Consider the following 10,747-nt stretch of genomic DNA (forward strand, 5'->3'; position numbering starts at 1 on the left):
CACGGCTGTTCTGACACCCATCGCCGATGGGCCGGTGGCCCTGTCTGTGGGTGTGGGCGTGTTCAGTGATGCGGCGGGCAACACCAATACCGCAGCCTCGAACGAAGTCACGACGACCTACGACGCCACCGCCCCGACGGTTACCATTGCCGCCAACACGTCAAGCATTGCTGGCGCGCAATCAGTCGAGGTTGTCATTACGTTCTCTGAGGATGTGGTTGGGCTGATCGCCAGCGATTTGGCCGTAACGAACGGTACCGTCACGGCCCTGACAGGCAGTGGTGCTGACTACGTCGCGACAATCGCAGCGACAGGCAACGGCGCGTTAGAAGTCGTTGTTCCAGCCGGTGCGGCGGCAGACGCTGCAGGAAATGCCAGCGTGGCGTCCAATATCCTGATCATATCGAATGACGTGGTCGCGGAAACCAGCAAAGTCATCGCGCAATTCGTCCAAGCGCGCGCAAACCAGCTGGTCTCTAGCCAGCCAAGTTTAACTGGGTTTTTGTCGGGCGGTGGTTCAGGTGGCTTTGATCTGGCGGTAACCCAAGCGGGAGGCGGTTTTGACTTTGCGTCTTCGTCTTCTAACAACACCGGGGTTTGGGTCAGGCTGAACGGGGCCTGGACCAACGAAGACGCACGCGAATCTCAGTATGTTTTTGGTGTCGCCGGCAGTCACTATGCTGTTTCGCCGAACCTGCTGATCGGTGGCATGGTCGAGCTTGACTATATCAAGCAGAACGATGGCCCCGCAACTGTTGAAGGTCAGGGCTGGTTGGCGGGCGTTTATTTCGTCGCACGGACGCCGAACCAGCCGCTGTTTATTGATGGTCGGGCTTTGTATGGACAAACGACAAACGATGTCTCGCCGCTTGGCACATATACCGATCAGTTTGATACTGAGCGCATGCTTGCCCAAGTTAAGGTGTCAGGTGAAATGCAGTATGGTGCGACGACAGTGCTTCCGTCGGTGCAACTGTCCTACACAACGGACGATCAGGACGCGTATATTGACGGTCTTGGCAACGTCATCCCAAAGCAGGGTGTCGCGCTTGGCCAAGCCCAGATCGGTGTCGATTTCCGCCAAACCATCGCGTTGGAAAACAGCAATGCAACATTGGAGCTGAATGGCGGTTTCGCCGCGATCGGGGCGTCGAGCAAAGGGACAGGTAACGCAGACCTGATCGTTCCAAATTATGAAGGTGGCCGCGCAAAGGTCAAATTCGGCGCGCATTACCTGATGGAAAATGGCGCCATTCTGACCATGGACACATTCTATGATGGTATCGGCGCCACCGGCTATGAAAGCGTCGGCCTGCAAGTCGGCTTCAACTTCGTTTTTTAGGCGCAAGCAGACCTTTGACGATCGCCAGTAATAGTTGGCACGCCCTGACAGTTTATCGTTTTCAGGGCGTGCCGGTCTGGTGGCTGGCACTATTAAATTTGCGCAGGTCACTGTCGCTGAATTCCGTAAAAAATTACCGCAATCATAAGTAGTGAAAGAGGCACCGTTTTCGGGCGCCGCATCCGTATGAGAATTGCGATGCTGGCAGCCATACGAAAGCTGCCCCAGGCCGTTTTGGCCCAACCATTCATTAACCTGTTTTGTGCTTAATCGTGGTGACGCGATCACGCTGCACTGCGGCTGAGTCGCTGCATTAATGTCATTTCACAATATAAGTGTGCGAGATAACACATTGAATAAAAATAAAAATAGAAATCTGCCTTACTCAATACTTGCCATGCGACGTCGGTCTGTGCTTTGCTTTACGTAAGGGGAGCCATGTTTTTCTAAATCGTATTTTTTAAGCCCCTGTGCGTGCGCATATTTGCACGCTCTGTCATTAAACTTAACATGAAGGAGGCCGCGTGGTCTCTCCTATAGATATGTCTTTTTTCCTGTTTGCGGGCTGTGGTGCTGGCGATGATTGATGCCGCATTGAACATGACCGTGGCAAAGCTGAACGGGCATCTTTCGGGGCGCTACGGTGCCCCGGAAGATATTGCAGTACTTGCGCCACTGACGGACGCTGACGGCAAACCCACCGAGCTATCCCGCAACCGCCTTGCGTTATTTATCACGAACATCAGCGAAGACAGTATGCCGCGCCGGTCGCAACCGCGTGGCGCGTCCATTGTGGGATTAGCTGCGGGCGAAGACCCCCTTCACCTTGATATCTACGCCATGCTTGCGGCGTCTTACGACGCCAATATTTACGGCGAAGGGCTCAAAATGCTGTCCGCGGGTTTGATGTATTTTCAAAGCTATCCCATCATGACACCGCAAAACACACCCGAAATGCCCAAAGGTATGCAGCAGCTGTCGTTCGAGATCAGCAATCTGCGGGTCGAAGAAATGGGTCAGATGTGGGGCAATCTGGGCGGCCGCTATGTGCCATCCGTCATGTTCAAAATTCGCACCATTACACTGACGTCTGCCGCAATCACTGCGATTACGCCAACTATTCGCAAACCAAGGCGCAGCCTGTTTCCGCTACGGGAGACGCAGTGATGTCCTACCACATCGCAGCATCTATTCGGATCAGCCACGGGTTTTGGGATGACGAGGTTCCGCCGTTGCGGATTGCGCCCAGTGATCCGCGTATGTTTGCGCGGCTGGGGCTGCTTGCCAAACCCAGCGCTGCCAGAATTGATGTCATCGCCGAAACGGATGCGTTCACAGAACCCGCGATCATTACATTTGATGTCGTCGCGACATCAAATGACGTGTTGGCCGTGACGGGCGGCGTGAATTGGGCAACCCTGCCCCATCTGATGCTTGGCGCTGATCTGGACGCGCCGATCTTTGCTTACGCCGATATTGTCACCGATCACGCGCCAGACCGGCTGCCGGGTGATCCGCTGCTGCGGATGTCGGTCGCAATCGCTGCGACGGGCACACGCGAAATGACGGTGCATATGCCGACAGTTGCGCCGCTTTGGGCGTATCACTTTACCGGTGAAAAGGCAAAAGACGCGCTTCAGATCCTTGACCCGTCCGACACCCACCAATTCGAGGATTTGGGCGAACGCGCCCTGACCGAAGGCTTGTCTGCGCGGGTGTTACGGTCAACCGCACCGATTGCTTTGGCTTACCGGTCACCTGCTCGTTTTAAGCTGGAGGCGCTTCAAGATCCGCCTTTCGACCCCGTTACACTGATCCCGGTTTTACCAGCGGCAGGGATCAACATGCGACCGGCGGATGACCCGGCGGCCGCACAGCACCTTCAATCCGACATTTTCGTCAGCCTATGGTAAAGGAGAATTTCCCATGGTCATGAAGACCCCCGGCGTCTACATCGTCGAAAAAAGCGCATTTCCAAATTCGGTCGTGCAAGTGGCCACGGCGGTTCCCGCCTTTATTGGCTATACTGAAAAGGCCGCAAACGGGAACGTGTCGCTGTTAGACACACCGTTCCGGATCACATCTTTTTCAGAATATATGTCCTATTTCGGCGGACCACCAAAGCCGCAGTATGAACTGGTGACTTTCGCAGAATTTAGCGGCACCTCCCCGCTATCGGCAGACGGCGCTGCGATGAAAGACGCGCTGCCCCGCGCGGTGTTTACCGTGGGTGAAAACAAGTTTGAATTTGTACAGAAAAATCCGGCATTTGCGCTATTTGGCGCCATGCGTCTTTTCTTTCAAAACGGTGGTGGCGCGTGCTACGTGACATCGATCGGGGGCTACCAAGTCAAGAATGACATGGGCCAACTGGAAGACAATGTCATTGACGCAGACAAAATGCTGTCAGCAATTGATGGTTTGAAAAAAGAACCTGAACCAACGATGTTGGTGATCCCGGAAGCCACCCGTCTGGCACGTCAAAACGCGGTGAAAGTTCAGCAAGCGATGCTAAAGCATTGCGGTAACGATATGAAAAACCGGTTCGCCATTCTGGATATTTTCGCGGGCCACCTTGATCAAAAATCGCCGCTCGGCAATCCGGTCGCGACCTTCCGTAACGACGTCGGGATCAACAACCTTGATTTCGGCGCGGCCTACTTTCCTTGGCTCGACACATCGATCTTTCAATCACGCGATTTTACCTACCAAAACATCGTTGGGGCCAGCCATCCAAAGGCGATGTCGCTGATGCGCCAATCCATGAAAGCCGGCAAGGAACTCGCGGCCGAAATCAACCGGATCAGCGCGCCAACGGTCACAGGTGATTTTACAATCTCCGTTCCGAAGGGCGGCCTTGTCAAAGTTACGCCGCACGACGTGCAAGCAGAAGACGACGAAAGCGACAAAAGCGGCCTGAAATATGTGATCAGCAAAACGGGTGACATGGGCGGCACGTTTGTCGACGAAGGCGGCGCCGAAATTTGGGAATTTACCCAAGACATGCTTGGTGACGCAGAAACCGCCAGCACCGTCAGCTTTCAGCACGATGGCGAAACCAACAAAGGCAAGATCGAACTGGTCGTCAGTGACGAGGCCGACATGGCCACAGACACCCTGACGATGAAGGTCGAAATGATCGGCGCCATCTTGTTGCCTGCCGCGATCAAGGACCAGACAGCGACAGCAGAAATCGATGTTGCCGCCGACCATCCCGACGCCGACCCCGCGACCATCGTTTTGGCAGACGCCACCACATCGGATGGCAAAGTCAAAGCGGTTGAAGGTGTTGGCAAATGGGCGGTCGCTGATGGTGGTAAGGTCACGTTTGCACCGGATCCATCGTTTGCTGGCCCCGAAGCCAAAGCAACCTATACGATCTTCAAAGACGATGTGATGGTTGCAAAGCAAGAACTGCGCGTGCTGGTTGACGGTACGAGCCCTGTTGTCGCCCAAGGCCCGTCGCCTGCGGTCATCGACAAAACACTGCGGTCTTTGGTTCCGCTATACGGCACGATGATGGACACGATCGCCAAGCGTGAAAATGCAATGGCGCCTGGCGCAGGCATGGCCGGGCTTTATACCATGGTCGACAACAGCCGCGGCGTCTGGAAAGCGCCTGCCAACGTGTCGATGAACGCGGTGGTCGGTCCAAAGGTCAACATCAACAGCGAAGAACAAGAAAACCTGAACGTTTCGACGACTGGTAAATCGATCAACGCGATCCGGCCGTTTGTCGGTGAAGGCACGCTTGTTTGGGGGGCGCGTACGCTGGACGGCAACAGCCTTGATTGGCGCTATATCAACGTGCGCCGCACAATGATCATGATCGAGGAATCGCTGCGTCTTGCCTCCAAGGCGTATGTTTTTGAACCCAACACAGCCAACACATGGGTCACCATGAGGTCGATGACCGAAAACTTCCTGACGTCGGTCTGGAAACAAGGTGGTCTGGCAGGTGCGGTCCCGTCGGACGCGTTCAGCGTGCATTGCGGGTTGGGCGACACCATGACTCCGGTCGATATTCTGGAGGGGATCCTACGGATCACCGTTCTGGTCGCCATCGTGCGCCCTGCGGAATTCATCGAAATTACGTTCCAGCAGCAAATGCAGAAATCATAAGAGTTTCAGAAAGGATCTAAACCATGGCAGATGATGGCTCCGCGCAAACGCAGGCGATCTGGCCGCTTCCAAAGTTCCACTTCCAAGTAAAGTGGGACGATACGGAACTGGCATTTCAAGAGGTCTCGGGCCTCGATATCGAAACCCAGCCGCTTGAGTATCGTGCTGGCAATAACCCGGTATTTTCCACAATCAAAATGCCCGGCATGTTGAAAACGGGAAATATCACCATGAAAAAAGGCGTTTTTGTCAAAGACAACGCCATTTGGGATTGGTTTGCCGAAATCAAGATGAACACAATCACGCGCAAGGCATTGACGATTTCTTTGCTCGACGAAGCTGGTGCGCCGACAATGGTGTGGAAAGTGCAGAATGCGTTCCCCGTCAAGGTCAGTGGCACGGATCTGAAGGCTGAAGGCAACGAGGTTGCGGTCGAAAGCATCGAGATCGCACATGAAGGCTTTGTGATCGAGAACGCCTAAAGATGACCGACTTTGTCGCCTATACGGCGTTTCATTTCGATGTGACGTTTCAAGGCAGTGATCCGGATATCCCGGACACTGCTTTTCAAGAGGTCAGTGGTTTGGAGACCGAATTGGTCACCGAACCACTTCAGGAGGGCGGTGAAAACCGCTTTGTGCATAATTTACCTAAACAGGTGAAACACAAGAACCTGATGCTCAAGCGGGCTTTGATGACGGGCGACAACGGTCTTGTGACATGGTGTAAAAATACGCTCGAGCAGGGATTTGGCAAACCGATCAAACCGCAAGATTTGCTCATTTCCCTGCGCGATGCGGCAGGTGAACCAGTGGCAAGCTGGTCGATCACAAATGCATTCCCCGTAAAGTGGGCGGCAGGCAATTTTGACGCGATGAAAAATGAACTGGCGATTGAAACAATCGAACTGAGCTACCTGAGCCTGGAAAGGAAGAAATAGCATGGCAATCGAAATTGGTAACCTTGTTGTGCGTGGTTCCTTTGGTCAGGCACGCCCTGTCGACAAAGGCCTAAGCGAGGATGAACTACGGCGCGTGACGGACCGTCTACGGCGTGAATTTCGCGATCTTTTGGCGCGCGAAATTGCGGCGACAGAAGCCCGCATCAAAGAAGGGATGCTGTGATGACCAAGCTGAAGATCACCCGCTGTGATACGTCCGTATCCCAAATCAGGCCCAAATCGGGTGCCGCAAATATATTTACCACGACAATCAACCCATCAAGCTATAACCGGAAATACAGCACAAAATTTTCGGGGACCGGCGGCGGATCAGATAACGCGATCGGCAAGGCAGCCCCTGTGCCCAAGTTTTCGGCGTCTGAACCCGAAGAGGTGTCATTTACCCTGACGCTTGACGGGACCGGCGTTGTGCCCGATGCGGCGGATACAACCGTTGCCGCCCAAATCACCAAACTGCGCAATATCGCGTATGCATATTCTGGCGAAGACCATGAACCCGATGCCGTGCAGATCGACTGGGGCGAAGAATTAAAAGCATTTCAAGGGCGGCTGACCAACCTTGATATCGACTACACGCTGTTTGACCCCGACGGCGCACCGCTGCGCGCCACGCTCAAGCTTAAATTTATCGAGGCGCTGACCGAAGCACAGGTCGCGCTAGAGGCAAATAACCAGTCGCCCGACTTGACCCATCTCGTGCGCGTGGTCCAAGGCGACACCCTGCCCTTACTTTGTGAACGTATCTACAAGGATGTGTCCAAGTATCTTGAAATCGCCAGATTTAACGATCTTGATAACTTTCGCGACCTAAAGCCGGACACGCTATTGCGCTTTCCGCCGATGAGGTAACTGATGGCCGCTTCGCCGATTGATAATATCGCCGGACCGCTGGGGGTCGTCGTAAAGGTCGCGGGGGCCGCGATCAATGACGACATTGCTGTGAACAGTGTGACGGTGACGCAAGACGTGAACCGGGTGCCGCAGGCCACCGTGAAGATTGCAGATGGGTCCGTGGCCACAAATGAATTCCCGTTGATCGATGGGGCCGACTTTGTGGTTGGGACCACAATAGAAATTGCCGCCTATTTTGGTGCCGGCGCCGAAGAAACACTGTTCAAAGGCATCATCACAGCAACCCGTTTGCGCATCAGTGGCGGCGGCGCAGGCGAATTGGAACTGACCTGCCGCGACAAGGCCATCGCGCTGATGGAAATTCGCAAAACCACCAGCTTTGCACAAACAAAAGACAGCGATGCGATGTCCACCATCATCGGCGATGCTGGCCTGACCGCAACAGTCGCCGCAACCTCTGCCGACCCAGCCGATTTGGTACAATATGACTGTTGCGACTGGGATTTTTTGCGTCTGCTTGCCGATCGTAACGGCCATGTTTTAACGGTGGATGATGGCACGGTGACATCTGATGCGCCCGACCCGACGACGGCTGCGACAATGTCACTGACATTGGGCGTGGATATATTGGATTTCGATTGCAAACTGGATACCACCAGTCTGATCAAAACGGTGTCTGTCACGGGTTGGGATCCTGCGTCGCAGGCGGTCACAACAGAAACAGACAACACGGCAAAGCAAGGATCGTGGGGCAACGCCGCATACGGTGATCTGACCAAAGTCACCGGCGATCGCACCCAGACAGCGACAACGCCATATGCCACAGGACAGGTTGCGCTGTCCAATATCGCCAAGGCACGCGCATTGCGTACGCCGCTGTCGGCCATGTCCGGAATCGTCAAATATCCGGGCTCGACCTTGGGAAAAGTCGGCAAAACTTTGATATTGTCAGGTGTCGGTGACCGCATGGGCGGAACGGCCTATGTGTCTGGGATAACCCATGACATCAGTGCCGGAACGTGGACCACCACTGCGCGTTTGGGTTTGCCTTCAGGATGGCGCAGCGACAGCTTTGGAATGGCGTCGCCGGGTGCCAGCGGGCTTGCGTCACCCGTGCAAGGCCTGCACGTCGGAACGGTCTTGGCTATTGTCGACAGCGGCAACGCCAACCCGATTGCCGATGCCACGATGATCCAGGTCAGTGTACCATTGATGGGTGACACCCCTGCCGAGATATGGGCGCGTTACGCGCAGCCATATGCGACTGGCGGCGCCGGTATCCAGTTTTTGCCTGAAGTCGGTGACGAGGTGATCCTTGGTTTTCTATCGGCCGATCCCAGCGCGCCTGTGGTGTTGGGGTCGCTGCACAGTGGCGGCATCGCCCGCAGCCACGACGCGACTGCGGAAAACGGGCTTAAGACGATCACAACGAAATCGGGCATCCACATCACGTTTGACGATGAAAACGTGATCCTGACGGCTGAAACGCCCGCAGGCCAATCCATCGTGATTGATGATGATGGCAGCACGATCACACTGACCGATGTCACCGGAAACACGATCAAAATGTCCGACAGCGGGATGTCGTTCTCGGCACAGGGTACGCTTGATTTAACCGCCACGGGCGACATCACCGTGCGCAGCGATGCGGATGTCGCCATTTCAGGGATGAACATCAGCATATCTGCCGATACCGAAATGACGGCCGAAGGCACTGCAAGTGCGAAATTCAGCTCGGGTGGTCAATGCACCATCGAGGGCGCGATGGTCATGATTAATTAGGAAGGATTGAACGATGCCCCCCGCCGCCCGCTTAACCGATATGCACGTTTGCCCTTCTGCGACGGGACCCGTTCCACACGTGGGCGGGCCAATCGTCGGCCCCGGTGAGGCCACCGTGCTGATCGGAAAAATGCCCGCTGCCGTCCAAGGCGACAACTGTGTGTGTGTCGGGCCGCCTGCAAGCATCACCAAGGGGTCTGCCACGGTGATGATTGGCGGATCACCGGCCGCACGGTTGGGCGACAGCACCGCACATGGTGGGTCCATCATTGTCGGTTGCCCCACAGTGATAATTGGAGGATGAAACATGCCATTTGAAGATCCTGGATTCCTAGGGCGCGGGTGGGCTTTTCCACCGAAATTTGACGCGTTTACGGGTGAAACCGCACTGGTCGGCGCGGACGAAGACATCACGCAAAGCCTGCGCATTTTATTTGAAACCCGCCCCGGCGAACGTGTCATGCACCCGACCTTTGGATGCCGGATCCATGACTACATCTTTGACCCAATGAATGCGTCAACGATGCGCAACATGGAGGCGGCGATCGCCCAGGCCATTTTGTTCTTTGAACCCCGCATTGACGTCGAAGCCACCAAAGTCGCCATCGCCGATGCAAACGAAGGCCGCCTTACGATCAAGCTGCTGTACCGGGTCCGTCAGACAAATTCGCGCGCCAACGTCGTTTTCCCGTTTTATATCCGCGAGGGCACATTGGTGACCGACGCGCCCGTATTCGAGGATTAACCCATGCGTCAGGCGATCACCGTCCTTTCTGTATCAGTCGCTTTCTTGATGGGATGCGAAGCAGTCTCCAGCGCTGTCGGCGCGGCGCGCGATACGACTGTCGCCGAAGTATTGGGGCTTGGCCCCGATTTGCCCTGCGACGTCGACCGCTATGAAGCAAAACGGATGACGGGGGCGTATCTGCGGGTCGTTGATGGGTCTTTGGGGGGGACCACCATCGCTGTCACGGGCCGCGTGCGCGGCGGCACCGCCCCACTGCCACGAAACCTTGAGGTGGATGATAGCAAAATTCGCGGCATATCAGCCGGTGCCGATGGCATTTTAGGTGGCCGTAAGCGGTCATCCGCAACGCCGATCAGCGCGTTGAATGTCCGTGAGTCGCTTCCCTTGGCTTATGATCTGCGCTACCGCGCCGACGGTGTCGATTATAGCGGCCCTTTGGTGGTCGGCATTCCGCCCCTTCAAGACGATGTGCCGCTTTTGGGTCAGGCTGTGCGGGCAGGATCGGTGCGCATTAGCTATGTGTCGGTGATGCAGGACGGCACGCTGCAAACGACGCAGGCGATCGGCGACTTTGCGATGCAAATCGGTTACGGCTCTGGACGTGCGGTATTCACTGCGAGCAACTTTCAAGTCCAAAGTGGCCCGCAACTGCCGTTTGCGCGGATGCGCTGGACCCGGTTGGGCCTGTGCGGTGCGCGTTTGGTCAGCACGGGCCAAGGTGTGTTAACGATGTATGATGCCCGCGGTGGCCGTGTTCCGGTATTTGGCGCAAATGCGGACCCGACGGCAGGGACGCTCTTGTTCGAAGCAAGCCAGTTCGCAGCGGGTGAAACCACAAATGCCCCGACTGATGTTGGCGGGGTGTTTGCCGTGCAGGGCGATGTTTCCAGCGTGACCGCGGTGTTTTTGTCGCGTGGATCAAAAACATGAATTATATCCG

General features: G+C 55.5%; 12 protein-coding genes. All 12 read left to right on the forward strand.

The annotated features are described in order from the left end of the window. Positions 1 to 1,342 (forward strand): Ig-like domain-containing protein (locus ACXJGX_RS00055; RefSeq protein WP_474778095.1); only part of this gene is annotated, 1,342 nt, incomplete at its 5' end. Between the two features lie 579 nt (positions 1,343 to 1,921). Further along, positions 1,922 to 2,509, forward strand: coding sequence for a Pvc16 family protein (locus ACXJGX_RS00060; protein ID WP_474778096.1), 588 nt, complete (start codon positions 1,922 to 1,924; stop codon positions 2,507 to 2,509). Then, positions 2,509 to 3,255 (forward strand): hypothetical protein, encoded by a 747-nt coding sequence (locus tag ACXJGX_RS00065; protein WP_474778097.1) that lies wholly within the window; start codon positions 2,509 to 2,511, stop codon positions 3,253 to 3,255. Before ACXJGX_RS00060 ends, ACXJGX_RS00065 begins: the two co-directional genes overlap by 1 nt. 13 nt (positions 3,256 to 3,268) lie before the next feature. After that, the gene (locus ACXJGX_RS00070; RefSeq protein WP_474778098.1) at positions 3,269 to 5,464 is read left to right on the forward strand and encodes a phage tail sheath C-terminal domain-containing protein; all 2,196 of its coding nucleotides are present in this window, start codon (positions 3,269 to 3,271) and stop codon (positions 5,462 to 5,464) included. A 23-nt stretch (positions 5,465 to 5,487) separates the two neighbouring features. After that, positions 5,488 to 5,946 (forward strand): phage tail protein, encoded by a 459-nt coding sequence (locus ACXJGX_RS00075; RefSeq protein ID WP_090198084.1) that lies wholly within the window; start codon positions 5,488 to 5,490, stop codon positions 5,944 to 5,946. Between the two features lie 2 nt (positions 5,947 to 5,948). Then, a complete protein-coding gene (locus tag ACXJGX_RS00080; RefSeq protein WP_474778099.1) occupies positions 5,949 to 6,404 on the forward strand; it encodes a phage tail protein in 456 nt (151 codons plus the stop codon). A gap of 1 nt (position 6,405) precedes the next feature. Beyond that, positions 6,406 to 6,588, forward strand: a complete 183-nt coding sequence (locus tag ACXJGX_RS00085) for a hypothetical protein (RefSeq protein ID WP_474778100.1) — start codon at positions 6,406 to 6,408, stop codon at positions 6,586 to 6,588. Beyond that, the gene (locus ACXJGX_RS00090; RefSeq protein ID WP_474778101.1) at positions 6,588 to 7,274 is read left to right on the forward strand and encodes a CIS tube protein; all 687 of its coding nucleotides are present in this window, start codon (positions 6,588 to 6,590) and stop codon (positions 7,272 to 7,274) included. The genes ACXJGX_RS00085 and ACXJGX_RS00090 overlap by 1 nt, the downstream gene beginning before the upstream one ends. A 3-nt stretch (positions 7,275 to 7,277) precedes the next feature. Beyond that, positions 7,278 to 9,059 carry a phage baseplate assembly protein V gene (locus ACXJGX_RS00095; RefSeq protein WP_474778102.1) on the forward strand — a complete coding sequence of 594 codons (1,782 nt, stop codon included), beginning with the start codon at positions 7,278 to 7,280 and terminating at the stop codon, positions 9,057 to 9,059. Positions 9,060 to 9,072: 13 nt separating this feature from the next. Continuing rightward, positions 9,073 to 9,363, forward strand: coding sequence for a PAAR domain-containing protein (locus ACXJGX_RS00100; RefSeq protein ID WP_474778103.1), 291 nt, complete (start codon positions 9,073 to 9,075; stop codon positions 9,361 to 9,363). Between the two features lie 3 nt (positions 9,364 to 9,366). Continuing rightward, a complete protein-coding gene (locus tag ACXJGX_RS00105; protein WP_474778104.1) occupies positions 9,367 to 9,804 on the forward strand; it encodes a GPW/gp25 family protein in 438 nt (145 codons plus the stop codon). 3 nt (positions 9,805 to 9,807) lie between these two features. Then, positions 9,808 to 10,737: a hypothetical protein gene (locus ACXJGX_RS00110; protein ID WP_474778105.1), complete on the forward strand. Its 930-nt coding sequence runs from the start codon at positions 9,808 to 9,810 to the stop codon at positions 10,735 to 10,737. Positions 10,738 to 10,747 lie beyond the last annotated feature (10 nt).

Source organism: Yoonia sp. SWMV100, assembly GCF_056108365.1.

Bases quoted from the DNA above. Each gene is read 5' to 3' on its own strand.
- ACXJGX_RS00060 (WP_474778096.1), top strand. From the start codon at position 1,922: ATGATTGATGCCGCATTGAACATGACCGTGGCAAAGCTGAACGGGCAT.
- ACXJGX_RS00065 (WP_474778097.1), top strand. From the start codon at position 2,509: ATGTCCTACCACATCGCAGCATCTATTCGGATCAGCCACGGGTTTTGG.
- ACXJGX_RS00070 (WP_474778098.1), top strand. From the start codon at position 3,269: ATGGTCATGAAGACCCCCGGCGTCTACATCGTCGAAAAAAGCGCATTT.
- ACXJGX_RS00075 (WP_090198084.1), top strand. From the start codon at position 5,488: ATGGCAGATGATGGCTCCGCGCAAACGCAGGCGATCTGGCCGCTTCCA.
- ACXJGX_RS00080 (WP_474778099.1), top strand. From the start codon at position 5,949: ATGACCGACTTTGTCGCCTATACGGCGTTTCATTTCGATGTGACGTTT.
- ACXJGX_RS00085 (WP_474778100.1), top strand. From the start codon at position 6,406: ATGGCAATCGAAATTGGTAACCTTGTTGTGCGTGGTTCCTTTGGTCAG.
- ACXJGX_RS00090 (WP_474778101.1), top strand. From the start codon at position 6,588: ATGACCAAGCTGAAGATCACCCGCTGTGATACGTCCGTATCCCAAATC.
- ACXJGX_RS00095 (WP_474778102.1), top strand. From the start codon at position 7,278: ATGGCCGCTTCGCCGATTGATAATATCGCCGGACCGCTGGGGGTCGTC.
- ACXJGX_RS00100 (WP_474778103.1), top strand. From the start codon at position 9,073: ATGCCCCCCGCCGCCCGCTTAACCGATATGCACGTTTGCCCTTCTGCG.
- ACXJGX_RS00105 (WP_474778104.1), top strand. From the start codon at position 9,367: ATGCCATTTGAAGATCCTGGATTCCTAGGGCGCGGGTGGGCTTTTCCA.
- ACXJGX_RS00110 (WP_474778105.1), top strand. From the start codon at position 9,808: ATGCGTCAGGCGATCACCGTCCTTTCTGTATCAGTCGCTTTCTTGATG.